Source organism: Pseudohongiella sp., assembly GCF_040877505.1.
Lineage (GTDB): Bacteria > Pseudomonadota > Gammaproteobacteria > Pseudomonadales > Pseudohongiellaceae > Pseudohongiella.
This window is the reverse complement of sequence record NZ_JBBDNQ010000006.1, coordinates 17831-38453: the sequence shown is the minus strand read 5'-3', so window position 1 is coordinate 38453 and position 20623 is coordinate 17831. Positions and strand designations below refer to the sequence as shown.

18 protein-coding genes are annotated in these 20623 nt (G+C 54.6%); 2 read left to right on the top strand and 16 right to left on the bottom strand.

Annotation, left to right across the window (positions count from 1 at the left end; translation table 11 throughout):
- Positions 1-12 precede the first annotated feature (12 nt).
- From WD071_RS00380 to WD071_RS00365, 4 genes are all read right to left on the bottom strand, one after another.
- Entirely contained in the window at positions 13-1104 is a 1092-nt protein-coding gene (locus tag WD071_RS00380; protein ID WP_368046297.1) for a VOC family protein, read from the bottom strand.
- A 96-nt stretch (positions 1105-1200) separates the two neighbouring features.
- A complete protein-coding gene (ybiO, locus tag WD071_RS00375; protein ID WP_368046296.1) occupies positions 1201-3570 on the bottom strand; it encodes a mechanosensitive channel protein in 2370 nt (789 codons plus the stop codon).
- Between the two features lie 175 nt (positions 3571-3745).
- Positions 3746-4525, bottom strand: a complete 780-nt coding sequence (locus WD071_RS00370) for a hypothetical protein (protein ID WP_368046294.1) — start codon at positions 4523-4525, stop codon at positions 3746-3748.
- Positions 4522-5556: an ABC transporter ATP-binding protein gene (locus WD071_RS00365; RefSeq protein WP_368046293.1), complete on the bottom strand. Its 1035-nt coding sequence runs from the start codon at positions 5554-5556 to the stop codon at positions 4522-4524. The genes WD071_RS00370 and WD071_RS00365 overlap by 4 nt, the downstream gene beginning before the upstream one ends.
- A 167-nt stretch (positions 5557-5723) precedes the next feature.
- On the opposite strand from WD071_RS00365, the gene WD071_RS00360 reads away from it, so the two are divergent.
- A complete protein-coding gene (locus WD071_RS00360) occupies positions 5724-6482 on the top strand; it encodes a hypothetical protein (protein WP_368046292.1) in 759 nt (252 codons plus the stop codon).
- Between the two features lie 41 nt (positions 6483-6523).
- Here the strand turns inward: WD071_RS00360 and WD071_RS00355 are convergent, their stop codons facing one another.
- Positions 6524-7084, bottom strand: a complete 561-nt coding sequence (locus WD071_RS00355; RefSeq protein ID WP_368046291.1) for a hypothetical protein — start codon at positions 7082-7084, stop codon at positions 6524-6526.
- A gap of 306 nt (positions 7085-7390) precedes the next feature.
- On the opposite strand from WD071_RS00355, the gene WD071_RS00350 reads away from it, so the two are divergent.
- Positions 7391-8104, top strand: a complete 714-nt coding sequence (locus tag WD071_RS00350) for a 2OG-Fe(II) oxygenase family protein (protein WP_368046289.1) — start codon at positions 7391-7393, stop codon at positions 8102-8104.
- Positions 8105-8133: 29 nt separating this feature from the next.
- Here WD071_RS00350 and WD071_RS00345 read toward each other — a convergent pair whose 3' ends face one another.
- The 11 genes from WD071_RS00345 to WD071_RS00295 all read right to left on the bottom strand — a co-directional run bounded on the left by WD071_RS00345 (position 8134) and on the right by WD071_RS00295 (position 20614).
- Complete coding sequence (locus WD071_RS00345; RefSeq protein WP_368046288.1) at positions 8134-9597, bottom strand: PH domain-containing protein; 1464 nt, start codon at positions 9595-9597, stop codon at positions 8134-8136.
- Positions 9594-10088 carry a PH domain-containing protein gene (locus WD071_RS00340; RefSeq protein ID WP_368046287.1) on the bottom strand — a complete coding sequence of 165 codons (495 nt, stop codon included), beginning with the start codon at positions 10086-10088 and terminating at the stop codon, positions 9594-9596. The genes WD071_RS00345 and WD071_RS00340 overlap by 4 nt, the downstream gene beginning before the upstream one ends.
- Positions 10089-10156: 68 nt before the next feature.
- Positions 10157-11992 (bottom strand): hypothetical protein, encoded by a 1836-nt coding sequence (locus WD071_RS00335; protein WP_368046286.1) that lies wholly within the window; start codon positions 11990-11992, stop codon positions 10157-10159.
- A gap of 124 nt (positions 11993-12116) precedes the next feature.
- Positions 12117-12875, bottom strand: coding sequence for a 3'-5' exonuclease (locus tag WD071_RS00330; protein ID WP_368046285.1), 759 nt, complete (start codon positions 12873-12875; stop codon positions 12117-12119).
- A gap of 8 nt (positions 12876-12883) precedes the next feature.
- A complete protein-coding gene (locus tag WD071_RS00325) occupies positions 12884-14752 on the bottom strand; it encodes a DUF294 nucleotidyltransferase-like domain-containing protein (RefSeq protein ID WP_368046284.1) in 1869 nt (622 codons plus the stop codon).
- 9 nt (positions 14753-14761) lie between these two features.
- Positions 14762-16393, bottom strand: coding sequence for a BCCT family transporter (locus tag WD071_RS00320; protein ID WP_368046283.1), 1632 nt, complete (start codon positions 16391-16393; stop codon positions 14762-14764).
- Between the two features lie 18 nt (positions 16394-16411).
- Entirely contained in the window at positions 16412-17713 is a 1302-nt protein-coding gene (locus WD071_RS00315; protein WP_368046282.1) for a porin, read from the bottom strand.
- A 284-nt stretch (positions 17714-17997) separates the two neighbouring features.
- Positions 17998-18471 (bottom strand): GNAT family N-acetyltransferase, encoded by a 474-nt coding sequence (locus tag WD071_RS00310; RefSeq protein ID WP_368046281.1) that lies wholly within the window; start codon positions 18469-18471, stop codon positions 17998-18000.
- 15 nt (positions 18472-18486) lie between these two features.
- Positions 18487-19101, bottom strand: coding sequence for a class I SAM-dependent methyltransferase (locus WD071_RS00305; RefSeq protein ID WP_368046280.1), 615 nt, complete (start codon positions 19099-19101; stop codon positions 18487-18489).
- Between the two features lie 256 nt (positions 19102-19357).
- The gene (locus tag WD071_RS00300; protein WP_368046279.1) at positions 19358-20161 is read right to left on the bottom strand and encodes an SDR family NAD(P)-dependent oxidoreductase; all 804 of its coding nucleotides are present in this window, start codon (positions 20159-20161) and stop codon (positions 19358-19360) included.
- Between the two features lie 96 nt (positions 20162-20257).
- Entirely contained in the window at positions 20258-20614 is a 357-nt protein-coding gene (locus tag WD071_RS00295) for a MerR family transcriptional regulator (RefSeq protein ID WP_368046278.1), read from the bottom strand.
- Positions 20615-20623: the final 9 nt, after the last annotated feature.

Genomic DNA, 20623 nt, shown 5'->3' with positions numbered 1-20623 from the left:
TAACAGACAGGCTCAACAGTCCTGGCCAAACACACCACCGCCACCACAGTAGGTGTGATGTTGCAGCTGAATGTGTATGCCGTCGGGATCGGAGAAGTAAACCTCCGGTGTCCCGCCGGGTGCCCCGCCACGCTCAGGCATGCGTCGGCTGACCCAGTGCTGCAGCGGCTCGGCAGCCTCGCCCTCCGGGCGTGCACTCAGGCCATATTCAGTCAACAGCTCAAGCACCGACTCTTCGGTGAAGTTCTCAATGTTGAGACTGGCGTGATCGATACGACCGGGCTGGGTCGGCTCGCCTTCTGCTGTACCGCCGACAAACATCATGAACTGACGCCCATCGGTCAGACCAAGCAGCGGGAACATACCCTGAAACGCCTGGTTTTCCAGGCCAAACAGGTTGCGATAAAACTCATTGGTGAGCTGGTAGTTGGCGACGAAGGTGGTGAAGTGGTTGATCTCCCGCAGTTCAATCAGGCCTTCTTCTGGCGCCGGTTCAAGGTTGCACGGCACGCCCCTGCCCTCACCGGCACCGCACGCTCTCGGGCTTGAGAGTTGCACCGGTATGCCATCTCGATCCGCGATAAACAGATGATGATTTTCCGTCATCATGTCTTCGCCTTCACCCGGCAATCGCACTGTCCATGTCAGCCCTGCCGTTTCCATCGACGAACGACCGTCATAAAGCGTTTCTACCGTCCGGATGATGCCATGGTCGGACAGGCGACGCTGCAGTTCAAAGATATCGAATCCGGGCACGCTGAGCGCAAAATGGTGGATGTGAGGTTGCTCATCTTGACGTGTTGGAGCCAGGGTAAAATAATGCGGCCCGTCGCCAATCTGCAAGGACACGGTGTCACCCAGCCGGCTGATCACCGGCGACCCGAACAGGCCCTGATAGAACGCCAGAGAGCGCTCGACATCGCTGACGCGCAATTCAAAGCTGTGCAAGCCACCAACGGAAATCGGTTCCGCGTCAGATTGCTGTGCGGAAACAGACAGCGACAGCGGCATCAGGAACGCTGTCAGCGACAGGCCAAGGACAAGGCTGCGCCGGGCGATCAATGACTTGACTTGCTGCTTGATGGCACCGGAAAGTGATTTCATGGCTGAGAGCCTCCATTAGGTCGTGTGTAATGGCCTTCAGGATAATCCTCACACGCCCAGGAGTCCATCGCCATGACCAATAACAACCATCATGGATCAATCATCATCGTCGTCGTAGTCATCCCCGGTTTTGGCATTGGTTTTTGCGCCCTTTTTGGTGGTCTTGGTGGTCTTTTTAGTACCCGTCCTGGTGGCCGCCACCTTTTTGTCCTCAATCTGCGCGGCCGGCGTTGCTGCCGCAGACTCGATGATTACCGGCGCAGGGGGCGCCTTGCCCTCTTTATCCTGACCGAAGTACATGGTCATATGCGGGAACGGAATCTCGATGCCAGCGGCATCCAGACGGTATTTCACCAGACGGTTATACGCCCTGCCCACGCCCCACTGCGCGCCAGGCAAGGTTTTGATGCGTACCCTGATATTCACTGCGCTGTCGGCCAGCGCGGTGACACCGTGCACTTCTAGTTCAGCAATGATATTGGCTTTATGGTCGGGATCCGCCATCAACTCGTCAAAGGCTTCACGCAGTTTCACAATTACCTCGTCGATGTCTTCGCGATACGCAACCCCGTACTCGCCGACATGGTAAGCAAATTCGCGCATGTAGTTGGCGACGGTATCCACTGAAGAGAAGGGAATCAGATGGTAGGTGCCCGACAGGTCCCGAATCCCCAGGGAGCGGATGCTCAGCTTCTCTGCGGTACCCGTGACGCCACCGGCAGTCACCACATCACCACTGTTGATAGCGTTTTCCAGCTGAATGAACACGCCGGTAATGATGTCCTGCACCAGCTTCTGAGCGCCAAAGCCGATGGCCAGACCCAGCACGCCAGCACCCGCTATCAGTGGTCCGATATTAATGCCAATTTCCGCCAGCACAATCATCAATGTCATCACGATGATGGTGATCGCCACCGCATTACGGAAAATTGTGAGCAGGGTTTTTTCCCTTGCACTGGGTCCGTTTGCTTCGCCTTGCGGATTCAATCTCTGCTCAATCCAACTCGCCAGACCAATCCACACCAGCATGGCCATTATGACGATAAAGGAGACCGACACCACCGTGCCCAGCGTGCGTACCCCGGTCTCAGACGCTATCCATTGCGCCAGGTTGAACAACCCCCAGGCATCAGCGACAAAACCCGCCACCACAAACAGGATAATCAGGCGTGCCACCTTCATGATGGTTGGCAAAAAGCTGTTCAGGCGATTTTCCAGCATCGGGAACCGGGCGCGGGTTTCTTCCGGCACGTGGAAACCGCGACTGATCAACTGACTCAGCACCACGGACAGGAACATCCCGATCCCGATCGCCAGCAAGGTCTGCAACGAGGCCGCCAGCATGAAGGGCAGCGCATCCTCGGGTCGCACCACGGTCACCAGAGCCAGCGCGGCAAAATAGACAATGGCCACGACATACCAGCTCTTGGCCAGCATGCCCAGCAGCAGCCGGTTAAAGGCCAGTTCGCTCTGTGTAGCGCGCAACTCAATCTGTTGGCTGACCGAGGCCTTGTTCTGCAAAATGATGGCCAGCGCATATAAAAACGCCAGTAACATCACCACGAGAGCGACCAGGCGCCCCACAGCCGGAGACACAGAAGCATTCACCATTGGCACAATAAACAATATGCCATACCCGATAAAACCACTGAGCCGTGCCAGCCACGCATTCCAGTAGGCAGCCTGTTCGGCGCTCAGGGGCAGCATGCGCAATCCGTCGTCGCGTGACGCGAACAGCGCACGGATGATGGCTTTGAACACCTCAATCAACAGGAAAGCATTGAGGAACAACGACTGCCGGGCGTCCATTTCCCCCGGCGTACCGAGCGCAAATAACGCCACCACATAACCACCCAAAAAGGCCAGCAGGATGACCCCAACGTCCAGGATAGCGGAGCCCACAACCGCCACCAGTTTGCGCAACATGGCGCTGCGACCGGTATCCTGCAATGCCCAGCGACTGGCTGAGGCAAAAAACGGCCGCACCAGCAGGCGCAGCAGCAAAAACAAGCCCACTGTCACGGCAACGACCACCAGCAGATTGATAGTGGCGCTAAGCGCGTCATCCATGTTCAGGGACTGATCACCACTGAACAAAGCGGCCAGCGCGGCCACTCCATTGGACAACTCACTGACAAAACTTTCGGCAAACTCGCGGGAGGTCTCCGCAATACGCCCTGCCGGCGAAGTTCGCTCTTCAACTTGCGGAGCAGGCGTGTCCGCAGCTGCAACCGCCGGACTTTCGCCCGTGGCTAACGCCCGCAGATCATCGATCAGCTGCTCTCGCGCCACTTCATCTTCCAGGATGTCAGCAAGATATGAGTAGCTCGTGTTGCCCTCAGCCGCGTCAGGGTTACCCGGGGCTTCAGCTGCCATGGCAGTCGACGCGACAAACAGCGTGGAGAGGATGAAAACGAGAAAGGCAGTCAGCGCCTTATGCAGTTGCTGCAGTTGAAGATAGTTCACGGGGATCGGCTCCATGCACACGTGTTTTAAGTTTGTAATGTAAAGGTTTACGCATTTTAACCGATCACTACGACTAATCCACCCTTTTGGATTACCGCAGAACTTGACACCATCCTGTCATTGCATGCCCCCACCTTAAAAACATTCCTGTAAAAATAGTCATTCCCCTGAAGCACTAATAATGTCCCAGCACGTTCAACGACTTTGCCCTGCCCTCAAAGCGTCTGAATACAAACAGACCAGCCAGCAGGTAGAACAGGCCATTGAGTAGAATAAACCCGTACCACCATAACGGGAATTCAGCTTGCTGGGTGACAAGCTGATTGACGGTGTTAGCCGCTGCGGCAAAGGGCAGCAAAGATACGCCGCTCAACGGCCAGGCGGGCAGACTGACCAGCGCGATCAACACAAACTGCATGATGCTGGACACTGCGCCGACCCGTTTGTGTACCAATGCAATACCAGCGATGGCAAAGCCCAGACCATGCACGGCGGGCAGGCCCAGCAGAATAATCCCCAGGCTGTGAAGGTAGGGAATCTCCAGCCATCGCCCGGTACTGAACATGGCCAGGAACAGCAGGCAGGTAGTGAATATCACGGTCACCATCAGGCCTACTATCATCCGCACGACCAGCAATCGGCACAGCCCCGCTGGTGCCATGACGAGTTGCTCCAGCGTGCCTTGCCTGGCTTCATCGATAATCGACTGGGCCGTGCCCGTATAGGCCAGCAGCGCGAACATCCACATGATATATCCAACCACCACGGCATCCAGCGTGCCTTCAGTCAGCTCTCCCCCGAATGTCCTCAGACCCAGGAACACAACAAGAAAAAGCAGATACATTGCAATCAGTCCCACGAGGGTGTCGAACAAATAGCGACGCAGCATGATCAGCGCAAAATATGCTTCGTTGGTTAAGGTGAGCCACCAGAACCTGAGTCCGTCCGTGTTCATTGCTTGTCCTCCGAGTCCATGCTTTTTGTAATGCCACCGTGCCCGGATTGGGTGTGGGTCTGACTGACGTTGTGGTTGAGATTTTGATTGAGCGTATGGAGGAAAATATCCTCCAGTGTGTCACTGGTGACATTGATGTCGTTCAGGGTGTGTCCGCCCTCAGCCAGAATGGCCAGGCTGGCAGACAGAATGTCCAGCTCCCCGGTTCGCAAGCACAATCGTGACGATGCCCCGTTCGTCTCCACGCGCCATGGGAATCGGGTTAATGCTTTCTCCGTGTTGCCGGACAGGTGACCATCTACCTGCAGTACAAATGTTTTCTGTGGCGCATACAGGCGGCGTAACTCGTCCACACTGCTCTCGGAAATCACCTCGCCGCGATACAGAATGATCACGCGATCACATATCGCCTCAATAAAATCCATATCGTGCGAGGTCACCAACAAGGCACTGCGGCTCTCGTCCACCAGTTCCCGCAACCAGGCCTTCATGCCGCGCACCATATCCACGTCCAGCCCAAGCGTCGGTTCATCCAGCAGGATCAACGCCGGCTGATGCACCAGCGCGCAGGCAATGGCAACTTTCTGCTGGTTGCCTTTGGAGAGCATTCTTACTTGCTGATTGCGGTAGTCACCCAGGGATAACCGCTCGATCAGTGTCTCGGCACGTCGCCGCGCCTCCTGTCGTGCCAGCCCCTTGAGCCCGGCAAAGTACACGATGTTCTCCACCGGTGTCAGGCGCCAATAGACATTGCGTGCCCCCTCCAATACGGCGCCGGTGCGACGCATCGCGGTCTGTTGCCCGAGCCGGATGTCATTGCCATCCAGTCGCACAGTGCCGGCATCGAGCTCAGTCAAACCACAAATGGCCTTCAGGGTTGTGGTCTTGCCTGAGCCATTGGGTCCCAGCACACCTACGATCTCGCCGGCATGTACACTGAAACCCACGTTATTCACCGCCCTGACGCTTTCGCCCTTGCGTGAGTAGGCTTTATTCAATCCTTCAACCTGCAGTACCGGCGTCGTTTCCATGTCGCGTCTCCTTGCCATCCAAAAATCAACTGAGGGCCAGTCGATAGTCAGGCTATAAGCCAAAGCTCTGATGATCAACGAGAGATACCTGGTAAAGTTTCAAGGTATCGTTATTTGATACCAAATCACGCATAATCAGGTCAATTCATCCCCAGGGAGGAAACCAGATGGAAAGGCTGGTCAAATACTGTTTGCAGGAAATCAAACAACAGCTAAAGCGCAAAGGCATTGCTTACGCCGATATAGCCGAACGCATGCGTGTGTCCGAAATCACTGTGAAACGCATGCTCAACCAGGATGACATCAGCATGGCCCGGCTGGGTGTGCTGGCCGAGATCGCAGGCTGCACACTGTCCGGCCTGATCAGCAAAGCTGAAGAAAAATTGCCCGAAGTCCGCAGTTTCAGTCCGCAGCAGGACCAGGCATTCGTGCGCTATCCCCACCTGTTTCAGTACTACACCAAACTGATCGAATTACAGCGTTCGCCGGCGGCAGTTGCTGAGCGCTACAATCTGGACGATCTGTCCACCTACCTGTATCTGCGCAAGCTGGAAGATCTGGGCCTTCTTGAACTGCAGGCGGACAACCGGGTGAAAATACCCGAAGTCGTCATGACCTTCGGACCGGACAGCCGCTTTGTCCGCAAAGGTGTCGCCTGGAGTCTGGAGCAGGCAACACGGGCATTGCTGGATCACGACAATCAGGCGTCAAACGTTACTATGCTGTTTCTGCCTGAAAAACACTGCGATGAGCTACTGGAGGAAATCTCGAAAGTCTTCCTGCGATTTGCCGATCGACAGCTTGATACCTACTGGGAAAATCTGTGGCAGGGGGACGTCAGACAATTGGTGCTGTTCAGCTACCCGGTAACCAGCAAGTATCCGGAATACGACGTCATCCGGGTACGGGACGGGGACTTGAGGTAGATCGGGCGAAGTACAACCTCCACTGCCCTGCCATCATTCTGTCAGGTAGTACTTTTAAGGCGCCGCCAAAGATAGACGAGCAAAGGCCCGATACACAGATTTGCTACTGCCGAAATCGTAGCAATAACCAGAATACCAATGAGCGGAATGACTGCGCCGAAGGTGAATGCCGCACCCAGCACAAAACCGAGAATGCATTCAGCACGATAAATGGGCAAAAACAGGCTCGACAGAAGCAGACATAAAGCCATCATCATTGTGATGTTTTCGTAGCCAGAGACAAAAGCGACTGATTGCAAAAGACTGACGATCAGCATGACAAAAAAGCCTGTCAAAATTCCTGCCGGAATCCGTCCTCCGCCACTTACATCATCATTCCTGAAAGCGATACGCTTTTTTATACGCCTGGTTGCAAACCAGGCTAACGCAGGAAGAATGACGATCCCCCACCAATTCGATATCGCCGGGAGATCAGAACGATGTAGAAGGTAATGACTTACCACGCCTCCATTCAAATGTTCCCAGAGCAGCTGGCAAAGGACAAAAACCACAATCAGCAGGATTAGATATGTGCTTAGTTTGTTGAAATATTTTTCAGTCATATTGATCCTTCAATTCTCATTATGTTGACGTTGCGCAATTGAACACTGACGGTACGCAACATACGTGCCATCTAAAAACACGATAAACTTCAGATACATGAAAATATTCCACAAGAGACCGATAATGAAATTGACCAAGGAATGGCGCTTTTTGCCAACTATGCTTAGGTTGATTCGGCACGGAGAAAACTTACATCGCAGACATTGGTGAACTGGAGTAAGTCACACCGGCATATCGCTGCCGAGTTGATACTTGGTCGGCAAGTCATTATGCTGAGCGCTCACTGAATTCAGGAACAATATATTGTGAATATCCAGCTTAACCCAGGTTTTGACGCGGCACTCGTCAAGCAGAAATACCAGATGGACAATCGCGTCAGGGTACATTCGTTTCTGGATGCAGAAGATGCGTCTTTGCTGTTGCAGACGCTTGCGCGGGAAACCGAGTTTGCCAGTGCCTTCAACATAGACGGTGCCAATGGTTCACTCAGTGACAAGGAAATGCGGCAGCTGGCACCGGCGCAGATTGACGAACTGCAACAAAAAATCTATCAGAACGCCGGTGAAGGCGCAGGTTTTCTTTATGGCAGACATGACATCACCGGCAGAAACAGTGCCCCCGGCCCGGCCCGGTTGCGGGCATTCGCCGATATCCTGAACAGCGAAACACTGCTCGATGCAGTCCGGCACATCTCGGGCCATGACGACATCAGTTGCGCCTCAGCGCAGGCCACACGCTACCTGTCTGGCAACTTCCTTACCCGGCACAATGACTATCACCCTGACGAAGGCAGGCTCGTAGCTTACGTCATGAATCTGTCGCCGGAATGGCATCCGGATTGGGGCGGTCTGCTACAGTTCTACGAGCAGGATGGCACCCCGCGCGATGCCTGGACACCGCAGTTCAACACCTTGACCCTGTTTGACGTCTCACATGTCCACGCCGTCACGTTCGTGGCGCCCTATGCCAAGGTGCCCCGATTTGCCATAACCGGCTGGTTCCGGACCAAGGCGCTTTGAGAACAACACTGACAGATCCGGCACAGTGACTACATCCAGCGTCCCCGGTAGTCACCCGTGCGGGTCATCAATCGCATTTGCAGATCCTCTATCTGGGGACTCGGCAGCCAGGCGATTGTCTCTCGACCTGCGGCGCTGTATACATGAAGTGCGGACATGCCCCACACTCTGAGCCAGGGACCCTGAGTGACGCTCAGGGTCTGCATCTTACAGGCAGGAATCCAGCGCTGCTGATGCCCGATCAAACCACGACGCAGTGCCAGCCAGTCGTCATCCACAAACACGCCCCGCCGACGCCAGCCAGCCCACACCAGAAGCCCCGTCAACGGCAACGCAAAGACGGCGGCAACACCGATCCAGTACATCTCCCAATCGGACGCCAGCGCGGCCACAAAGACTACCAGCGCGCTACAGAAAACCCAGGGCAAGGCCATGCTCATCGGATGAACAGATTGCCAGGCAGGTTCGGACTGCCCCAGCGCCTGTCTCAGTTCCAGCTCCCGATCATGCGCCAGTATTGGGATAAAAAACGTTTTCGCCTGCTGCAGTGTATCTGGCCGTCCGGACTGATCGATACGCAACCCTTTGCGTTTAAGTAGTCGCGCAACCAGCCCCTGTTTCCAAACCAATCGTTGCAGGCGTACATATTGAAAACTGCGGCTGACGATGGTCAGCAGGCCCGCCCTGGTCTGGTAGCGCTGCCCCGAAACCGACAAGGTAAAACCGTGATAACGAACGATGGCAATCACTACGGAAATTGCTACGACTAACACCAATGCCAGCAGCAACATCGCACTCCATAACAATGCGCTCTGGAATATGCTGCCACCATTGCTGACCGTAAAAACAAATCCTTCCAGCCTCGGCAACAGCCAGTCGTCAATCAGATCAAACTGGCTCAAGGGGTAGGCCAGAACCGGGATGATCAACAGGACAGGGTTATGAATGAGACCGTAGCGGGCAATCTCAGTTACGGGCAGTGTTATCTGCAAATCAGCTGCCTGCGCACCGTCTGCCTTCGGCGTGTCTGTCTGCGCCGGCTTTTGCATCATCATGGCCTGGCGAAGTGACTCGGCACGTGCATACAGCAGGCCGGCAAGCTCGACCTCCCTGCCTTCGGAACCGGCACTTTCCACACCCAGCACTGCCAGCCCGAACGGCCTGAAATACCATGGCTGTCTGATATCAGCCTGCTGGATACGATCGTATTCAAGCGTGAGCTGGGTGCGTTTGAGTATACCTTCACGCAAATGCAGGGTCTGGTCAGCGGCGCGGTATCGAAAAAACCACCAGGACATCAGCGCATGAAGGACTACTATCAATGGCAAAGCGATAGGCAGCACCCAAAGCAGAACCCCGCGCAGTTGTTCACCACCGGTGACGATAACAACCAGTAAGGGGATGAGGTTGACAGCATGACGCAGGAACAGGCCCAGCGTTCGCCCGATAAAATAGATCAGCGCCAGTAGGGAGACGCGCTCAAAGGTTGTCATTGCCCGGAACCTTCGTCCGTCTCGTTGTACTGCGAATCGATATCACGCAGCAAACCATCCCGGATTGATTCAGCACCGCCCAGGGGCAGACCCGGCACGGTCAAATCCGATCCCTTGCCGCCAGCTGTGTAGATGATCAACCGAGCCAGCTTCAACCATCGTTCAAGCGGCCCCTGGGTAATTTCCACATGCTGAATCCGGTTCAGCGTGACCACTGTCTGCACGCGCCACAAGGCACCGGTACGAAAATACACCGCCTGTGGCTGTACGCTATATCCCGTCAGGCGGAATCGCTTTGGCACCCAGAATACGGCAAGCAACAGAGCGGCCACGATAACCACAATCGCAGCCACGGCACCGTGCCAGGGCTGGACTGCCGGAACCACTAGTACCGGCAGAAGGCACAGAAGCAACATCAGCAACGTATCAATCAGAATGACCACACGCAGCAGACTTTTGTAACCGGGGTCGACGGTTTGATATTCCATCATCGTATAGCGTCCTTTTTAGCGTTTCCGTGACCTCTCGCGACGCGAAACCCAGGCCTCTGCTCAGGCCGTCAATCCACCTGGCTGACCAGTTTCCATTCATAGAAACCCATGAACATTTCATCCCAGCTCTGTTCACCCCAGTTCACTTCAGTATCAGGGTCGGGATTGAACCGATTCTGGGCTGAATTATCAAAGGCGCCCTGTGCAACGATTCGGGTACCAGCCGGCACCCGCAGGGGTTCAGCCAGCTCATGGGACAGTTGCCAGTTGAAAGAATACGCCGGCACTGACAGCAGCAGTTCCTCAGAGCCATCGGGGTATTGCGCTATGAACTTCATGCGCTTGCCGCGGAAATGCATATGCGGCATCAGGCTGCGGATTTCCGCATCTGCCGGTACATAGGTCACCAGCTCCATTTCGTGATCCTTCGCCTGTGGCGGGATGGAAATGGTAAACGCGTTGCCCACGCCACCGGACATGCGTTCTGCGGGCACTTCGCCCTCAGGGTAGAAGTAGATACCGATTTCAGTCTCATCGGTCATCTCCATACCGGAGGTCGTGTAATGCATCTGTAAATTCAGGCCGGACCCGGCGCGCAACAGACCACCCACCCCGTCGGGATTCCAGGACACACTGTTGCCTGGCGCATAACCGGCGACTGAAGCCTGATCGGCATCACCGCCGCCCAGCAGCACACCGACATCAATGTCCGGGTTTTCCCGAAATATGCGATCAATATCAGGTTGCTCCCCGGCGGCCATGGCGGCAAACATTTGTGCGCGGATGGCCTGGGCGCGTTCTTCCGGCAGACTGTTGATGGCCTGTATGAAGGCGGTCTGCGGATCCAGCTGGCCCTCGGGGGGTACAACAGTTGTGATGATGTGATGCAGCACTTCGGGACTGCCGGGGGCCACTTCACTCCCCTTTACCCAGCGATCCTCGGTCAGACCCAGGTCGATGGGAATATCCATGTAATCCACCACACCGGTGGCCGGAATCGTCTGCGCGGGTACCTTGACGATAAGATCCGGTGTGCCCATTTTCCACTTGGTATCCGACCAGACCAGTTCCGTCAGCGGATCCTCGTTCGCGCCCGCAATGGATGCTCCGGCGTCAACCCAGCGCACCAGCTTCTGCTTGTCCTCATCGCTCAGATTCATTTCATTCTTTATCTTGTGGCCGACCTTGTTGTCGATCTGGCCTGGCGGCATACGACGGGTCATCACCACCTCACGAATCATCGGCGACCAGCCCTGAACCGCAAGCTTGCTGTCCATGGCAAACGGCGCGATACCACCACTGCGGTGACATTCGGCACAATTGTCAGCAATAATCGGCGCGATATCATTCACGTAGGACAGGGTCGCACCTTCCGCGCCGCCATACTCAATACGGCTGCCCTGAACGGCAATCTCCTGCAGGTCAACAGACTCACCGGCCTTCAGCCGGCGCAGTGTCTGTTCCAGTTCCTGCTGCACAGGACCGCGATAAACGACTTCAAATGTCGTCGGATCATAAACCACAGCCTGATCCATCTGTGTCAGCCCGAGGGCCTGAGACACCAGTTGGGCATCGTCCATCAAGACGGGCAATCCCACACCGCTAACCGCATCGGCAACCGCCTGCCTGTCGCTTTGCAACCCGGGATTAAGTAAAAAGAAGACAACGCCCTGATCAGCGTATTGGCCGTGTAACGCCTGCAACGCAGTCAGCGCAGCCTGATCGGTCAGGCCGACCGCCTGCGGCAGTATCACCACGGCATCATGATCGTCGTACCAGACCATATTGTGTTGATAACCGTTGTGATCAATGAGCGCGAAATCGCCCACGTGTTCACCCGCATGGAGCAACGACGAAGCAGCCACCGTCAAGGCCAGCAGTGCCATCCTGGGAGCAGTAATCATGGGATATCCCCTTCTCAGTCAGGGTAAACGGCCAACCGGGCCGCACCAGATGCATTTCATGTCAACCAGCCATTTCAGAACTCAACAGGTTAGACCTCAACTCAGTATAGTTCAAGAAATGCTTTCAGCCCCAGAGCTCACGTACCGGTGTATCCATGCTGAAGCGATGATGAATCTGCGCCTGCAGTAATTCGGCACTGGCGATAGCATCGGTGACGGCATGATGAGGCCGGTATGACGGCAGCCCATAACGCTTGCGACTGGCATCAAGTCTCACCGACTCCGGCTGCCGCCGACGCAGCTTGTCCCACCAACTGAGCGGCCTGACCCGATGCAACCTGGCTTCCAGGTCCAGGGTATCAATCACCGGGAACATGATTGCCTCCCCCAGGCGCGCCTGCACGGCAGCAATCATAAACTCTCGTTCAATCTGCCGATAGTGCACCACTGCCACCTTCCCTGCCAGTAGCGACAGAAACTCAGGCAGGATACGGCTCAGATCGGGCGCGTTGTCGACCTCCGAGTGGGTAATACCATGCACGGTAACGGACTCATCGGTCAGCTGTAAACGCGGCTTTACCAGCCATTGCCGGGCGCGGGAACTGAATACTCGCTGCAGATTGAAGGGTACCAGGCCGATGCTGACAATGCTGTTTCGTGCAGGATCAAGGCCGGTGGTTTCAAAATCGATTGCCACCAGTGGCACGTCGCTGATGGCGGTGTCGGCGGCCACCATACCGGCGCTGTAGAATTGCTGCAGCAATGGATGTCTGGCCTGCGCCGCCTGCTGCTGATAATACGCTTGCCAGTCGCTGCAGACCTTGTCCTGTCTGGCCTTGTTCTGCCTGAGCTTGTCGCCGGTAATGGGCCCCAGATAAATCATGATAAATGTCAGGCCTTGAATTGAAACTTCAGAAATTTCTGGGCATCACTCAACACCTGGAAGGCTTCCTTGAGGTGCTTGCGTTCAAACTCTAATAATCGTTCGGGCAACACATTGTTGTCCGGTTCGATACCCTGCCGCAATGCGGCTTCCTGGTGGCGAACACGGGTCAGGGCAATGACTTCAAAAGCGTCGCGCAAATCTTCACCGCGCCCCTTGGGCAGCCCTGCCGCATCAATGATGTCAGTCAGCCGACGAAAGGAGTTGTTGGCTTCAGAACCGATAGCCAGTGCGTGAACCCTGATCAGATCAACAAAGGGCGCGGTGCCACGGCGTTTGATATTCAGGCTGTTGTTCTGTTTGCCATCCTGTTCCATGACAAAGTCCTTGAAGAAACCCAGGGGTGGTGTCCGGTTCAGGGCATTGCGGGTCATGCTGGCCAAAAACAGCGGGTGGCGCCGGGCCTGCTGGCTCACCTGAGCACGCAGCTGCGCTGCCCACTGGGTCTGCCCCCAGACACCATCGATGTCGAAAAATATCGAGCTGTGCAACAGGCGTTCGGCGCTTGGCTGTTGCATCCAGTTGCTGAAATACTGCTGCCAGACGCGCAACGGTTGGCGCCATTCCGCATTGGTTGCCATGACATTGCCGGTGCAATAAGTATAACCGCAGGCGGCCAGACCATCGCACACAAACGCAGCCAGCCGCTTGAAGTAGTCATCGTGCTGCGCCGGGTCGAAGCGGTTATCCAGAATCATGGCATTGTCCTGATCCGTGACAATCAGCTGCTCATCACGCGCCATGGAGCCCAGTGCCAGAAAACAATACGGGATTGGAGGAGGCCCAAGTTCGGCTTCAGCCAGCTCCAGCAGACGTTGTTTGAAACTGCGACCGATGGCCGCCATGGCGCTGCCAACCATCTGTGAATTGGCGTCCTCGTTGACCATGCGCAAAAAACAGGCATGGACATCGGGCACCAGCGCCTGCAGCTCGGCAACCGTCTGCTGACGGAAAATACTGCTGACCACAAACAGACTGTTTTGTGATTCAAAACGGATGATATCGGAAATGGCGATGACACCAACCGGCTGGCGATGTTTGACAACCGGCAGATGCTGCAGGTTGTGACGCAGCATCATGGTCATCGCCTCAAAGATATACTGCTGGTGGTCAATGGTCAGCGGATTGGCTGACATGATTTCGGTCACTGGCGTCTCGTAAACCAGCCCGGGCGCGACCAAACGCACGCGAATGTCTTTGTCAGTCACAATGCCAGCCAGCGTGCCATTGAGCGAGTCATCCTCGCCCTGATGCAGAATGAGCAGTGAGGACACATTCTGGTCGGTCATCAACTGTGCGGCCTGCCAGACACTGGCCTGGCTGCCGATAGTCACCGGCTCACGGCTGAGCAAGGTACCGACCGTGGCGCTGAGCAAATCTGCATTGGCCGGGGGGCTGCTGGCTTTTCCGGAACGACGTCGTTCACTGTCGCCCACTTCGATGTAATCGGCGAAAACATCGTTTTCTTCAAACAGCTGGTGAAACACTTCGCCGGGAATAAAATAAATCAGTGAATCTTCCAGGGCACGTGCCGGAAACCGCACTTTGCCCCCGCGCAGCAGGCCCTGCTCACCGAATACGCCACCCTCGCTGTGCCGATTGTACAGGTCACCATTACGTCGGAAGGTTTCCACCGCACCACTGCGCACCAGATACAAGGCATTCAGTGGTTCATTAAAAAGCAGGATGTCACTGCCCGCCTGGAAATAACCGATATCAATGCTGAGTGCGACCCGTTGTAATTGCTCGGCCGACAGCTCCCGAAACGGCGGATGACGTTTCAGGAACTCCAGTATTTCGATCTGTTCGATTTCCACTGGTTGACCTCAACGGCCCCGGGGCTCGGACATAAGACCTTTGACCACCGCCACACAGGACGCCAGCAGCACCAGGGTAAACGGCAGGCCGGTAGACACCGCCATGGCCTGCAGCGCCACCAGACCACCACCGAGTATCAGTGCTATCGCCACCAGCCCCTCAAACGTGCACCAGAACACCCGCTGTGGCGTTGGCGCGTCGACCTTGCCACCCGCTGCAATGGTATCAATCACCAGCGAGCCGGAGTCCGATGAAGTGACAAAAAACACCACCACCAGAATGATCGCGATAAACGAGGTAATGCCGGCCAGTGGCAAGGCGTCCAGCATGGTGAACAGCTGCAGTGGCAGCGCCGCTTCCACGGCGGCCATGTAATTATCCTGTACAACCTGGCTGATGGCCGTGCCACCAAACACCGTCATCCACAACACACACGCCAGCGACGGGATCAGCAATACCGATATCAGGAATTCCCGTACCGTGCGACCACGCGACACCCGTGCGATAAACATGCCGACAAAGGGTGACCAGCTGATCCACCACGCCCAGTAGAAGGCTGTCCAGACCTGCGAAAAATTGGCATCGTCGCGACCCACCGGGTTTGCCAGCGCCGGTAAATACTGAAAATAGGCACCCAGATTGGCAAAAAAGCCGGTCAGGATTCCCACCGTCGGGCCCACCGCTATCACAAAAAACAGCAACAACGCGGCCAGTGACATATTGATCTCTGACAGCCGTTTGACACCGGCTTCCAGACCGGCCAGCACCGACACCAGCGCAATCATGGTGATACCGATTACCAGCAGAATCTGTGTTGTCACGCCTTCCGGCCAGTTAAACAGGTAGTTTAAACCGGCGCTGGCCTGCGACGCCCCCAGGCCCAGGGACGTTGCCAGACCAAACAGCGTAGCAAGCACCGCCAGGATATCAATGATGTGCCCGGGCCAGCCCCATACCCGCTCACCCAGCAGCGGGTAAAATACTGACCGAATGGTCAGCGGCAACCCCTTGTTGTAGGAGAACAAGGCCAGGCCCAGTGCCAGCACCGCATAGATGGCCCAGGGGTGCAGCCCCCAGTGATAGATTGTCGCCGCCATGCCAAGCCGTTCGGCCGCCAGCGCATCACCGGCAGCCCCACCGAGCGGCGCCGAATCAATCCGCACGCCATCAACCATTTCAACACCGGCGAGCGCCGTGTTGAAATGCGTGAGCGGCTCTGACACGCCAAAAAACATCAAACCAATACCCATGCCGGCAGCAAACAGCATGGAAAACCAACCGGCATAACTGAAATCCGGCGTTGCTTCAGTGCCACCCAGCCGCACTTTGCCCAGTGGTGACACGATCAGTGCAAAACACAGCAACACAAAAATATTGGCGGCGCTGATAAAAAACCAGTCCAGCCTGCTGGTCAGCCAGTCACGCATACCGCTGAACAACACAGCGGCCTGCACCTGAAAAATCAGAGTCAGCGCCACAAAAGCAATAATGGCAAGGCCGGAAATCAAAAATACCCGGTTGTGAATATCCAGGCCAAAGGGCCCTACTTTGACAACGATGTTGTCCTGCCCTACCTGGTAATCGGTGTCTATAGGGGTAACGTTGCCGTCGGGGATCATCGGATCCTTGTCGGTGCTCATTGTCATGTCCTTTTATTCTTAGAAATAGTAGCCGATATTGATATTGAAACGGCGTTCGGTATCAGGGCTGTCGCCGCTGGCGCTGCCACCGGCAAAGGGCTGGTTCTGTGCATGCACCAGATCGAAATAGGTAAAAAAGCCACCAGCCGCCACTGACATGCCGGTGACATTCATCATGGTGTCGCGGCTGCCGTCGGATTTGTCATATACCAGGCCATAATTGTTGTAAAACTGCAGGCCAGTAACCGGCCCCCACTCCAGGGGCAGGCTGTAGGCCAGATTGATCGTGGCCGATGTCGCCTCGGCAGCAATTGAGTCGTAGAAGGCATAAGCACCCACCGCCATGCGGTCGGCGCCCTGCACATCGTAGCGATACTGACTGTACTGCAGTTGCAGATTCCAATTGTCGTAGTGACTGTTACTGTGCAGCGCCCAGGCGTGATAATCACCGGCATCGGACTGGCCGTTATGTAACCCGCCAGTCAATGCTGATACGCCCAGCACCGTATTCAGATCACCCTGATTCAGCTGATAGGCAAAACGCCCACTGAGGGTGTTGTATTCTCCCAGTGGCTGCATCGGCTCGTCGTAAATACCTTCATTCGCGGTGCGCAAGCCGACAATATCGTATGAGTAGCGATCGGTACGGCTGTCAACAAAACCGTCAACGCCGCCGAGCTCGTCGTTCTTGAAAAAACCCAGATCCAGCTGCCAGTTGTCACTGAGCTGACGTTTGAACAGGACGCCAAGGTCATGGTCATCTTCGAGACCGAGATAGTAGTTGGTACTGAAAAAATAATTGTGGGAATTATACGCTTTGTTGCCGAACGGCACTTGTGCGATGCCCGCCTGCACCTGCCAGTTATCGGAAAACTGATAACCCACGTAGGCGTATTTGACGGCAGTCATGTAATCAAAAAAACGAATCTCGGCGTTGAGAAACACATCATTGATACTGCCGTTCAAATTGAAACGGAATATATCAAAGTCAAAGTCACCGCCACGATCTTCGTTGCCGTCGTTGTACGAGGTGTGACTGAAGTTGGTTCTGACGGCCCCGCCCACCTGGATGCCATCGGGACTGGCTTGCTGGGGGGGCTCGGCCTGATTGCCGGCCATCAGCAGAACCTGTTGCGTGGTCAATTCGGCCTGGGCCTCTTCCTGCTCCGCCAGTCGTGCCTCCAGCTCGGCGATCTGGGTCTTCAGCAATTGCAGCTGTTGCCGTATATCATCAGTGTCATCGGCAGGTTGAGCAAACGCTGCGGGTGTTGCCAGATATCCGGCGGCAGCGATCAGGGCAATTCTGCATTTGTTTTTCATAGACGGTCCTGTTTCTCTGGGCTTCCGTGCGTTCACATATCTGTGAGGTCACAATGTCTGCCAATAGATTAGGGGTCGGTTTAACGTTCACACACTACCGTGTGGACGAGCCAGCTGCAAGGGTAAAAACCTCCTTACATCATTTGCTTGACAACGTCGCAGTATTGCCAATCAAAGATGCTCGTGAAGTTCGCCCCCTCATACGCTATTGCTATATTTTCAGTCGCAGCGAATAGCAGAATAATTCGCAAATTCTGACGTCAGCCCGGCATTGTGTGTAGTTGTTAAGTTTCCATTTCCAGTCGGATGAGCGTTATACCTTCTGCGCTTTCCCAGCTCTGTTTCTCGATAAACCCGATTTTTTTGTATAGAGAAGTAGCCGGTGTGTTCAATTTGGCCGTGTGAACAATCACGGTCCTGTGAACCGCCAGTTGTAGTACATGACGGACCAATTTACTGGCGATGCCATGCCTGAATAATTCAGGCCTGACCACCAGGCTGGATATACTCAGACCATCTACATCCAACTCGTTATCGACTTCAACGATCCCTGCAATCTTGTGGTTTTGCAAACGGTAGCAATAAAAAACAGTGTCAGCATGCTGAATCGATTTCGCGGTTCTTGCGAGTGGCGGGAAGTTCCGCACAGCCAGCAGTTTTGCCTCAACTTTATATGATTCCTGGAAAATGGCCCATATAGACACAGCCGTCGCTGTATCTTTGTGATCGAGTAGTTCAATGGCGTTGTCGCTAACCACTACACCTCCCGATGCTCATTGACGTTTGCAAAAACAGTAAACAAATTTTTGTTCATTACCTGATGGTGTCAAGTGCACCTCAGGCTCTGACCCAAGCAATTGAAAAGGCTCGCCAAACTCAGAGTGAAGTGCGGATGTACTATACCGCATTACCGGAAGTCCGCTGCATTTTTCAGGGCCGTCCTCAGCAAATGTCGCGACTATGACCAAGCCCCCAGGCTTTAGCGCTCGAAGAACCTGTTGCACATACCTATGTCGTTCACTCTCTGAAGTCAAAAAATGAAAAACCGCTCTGTCGTGCCATACATCATAGCCATTGATCGGTAGCTCCACATCAAGAACATCAGCCTCCAGCCAACTTACTGACAATTTCTTCGCTCCTAACCTCTTCTTAGCTGTCTCCAGTGCAGCTGAGGAAAGATCCAGCACTGTGATTGCAGAGTATTCTTCCTCGACCAGGTCATCAACGAGGGTGGATGCGCCACCCCCTACATCAATAATACTCGCATCAATGGATACGCCGTGGACGCGTATAATTTTCAGCGATAGTTCGGCATGCTCTTGAAACCAGCTGACTTCATCGGAATCTTTGCTGGAGTAGACCTCTTCCCAGTGCTCTTTAGTTTGCATAAAATTTCCCGGACGACTTCTTTCCACTATTCATAGCGCTGGAGAATCTCAACTGACACAGCCTTGCTGGCCGGGCTTAGCTGATTGATATACACCTTGCTACACATAGATTATGCGCATATGAAAACCCCAATCCTGCTACACGTGTCCAATATCCCTACCTGCTGGGTATACAAAGTGATTTGCTGAGTGGACTAAGAACTATCGTCGACTTTGTGCTCTCTGGCCTGTAGCGCCTTTGATCGCCTAGGAGCCATCACGCCGGCCACGGGATCACTCTGTTTTTAAACATTCCAGCAACAATCCTGATGACGGCAGCGCGAGACAAAATGCGCGGCAGAAGAGAATTCAGGTAGTTCGTTCGCCCGTGAACATGATAACTCTTGCCTTTCACAAATGCATTCAGACCGGCTTCCGCCACTTCTTCCGGCGTGACGGAGGTCATTCCCGTCGTGTTCGTATTTGCTACCGCATTGAAGTTGGTGTCGGTAACGCCGGGGCATAGCGCCAAAAAACGAATGCCGCGCTCGCGATATTCTCCGTAGAGTGCTTCCGTGAAGCTAAGCACAAACGCCTTGGATGCTGAGTACACCGCTATGTATGGAGCCGGCTGAAAAGCGGCAGTTGAAGCTACATTGATCACACCGCCCTTACCTTTCGCAAGCATATCCGGAGTGTATAAATAGGTTAATTTGACCAGAGCATTGATGTTGAGCGATAGCATTTGGTCATAAGTGACCATGCTTTCGCCAAGGAAATGCGCCCACTTTCCAAAGCCAGCATTGTTAACAAGGACATCAACCGACAGCCCGCGAGCCTTTATCCTATCGAAAAGCTGTTGCGGCGCGTCCGGCAAGAAGAGATCCAATGGAAACACGTGAATCGAGATGCGGTATTGTTCTTCCAACTCATCTGCGATCCGGGTAAGTTTGTCCTCTGACCTGGCCACCAGGATCAAATTGGCGCCTCTCTTCGCCAAGCTGCGTGCAAACGCTTCACCTATGCCTGACGAGGCGCCGGTGATCAAAACGGAAGTGCCTTCAAAAACCTTTGAGCTCATGACTTATCCTCTTTATCCAATTATGGGGCCAGAAGCGTAAACCTTGCCCTTAAGGGGAGAGTCAAGCGAAAAGTTTAGAACATCATCAGTTGGTTTTTAGCCGAAATTACGTTTTAATTCGACCTCGAGGTCAGTCAAGCGCCGATCGAGCGACATGATCTCGTCCATGTCTTTGCGCAATTTTTCGCGTTTCTTGGCGATCAGTTCGTTGGCCATCTCCATGGGAAATTTATTGCTCTTGGCCTTAAGGGCTACAAGTTCTTTGAGCTCTGCAAGGCTAAATCCGACTGTTTGGGCGCGCCGAATCATCGTTATCAGAACCACATCACTGTCTGAGTACACACGGTACTTACCGTTGCGGCCGGGGATGGGAATGAGGCCAAGGGACTCATAAAGGCGTATTGCCTTTCGAGTTGCCCCGGTCAATTCAGCAAGCTTTCCTATATACATCATCTGCGCTAT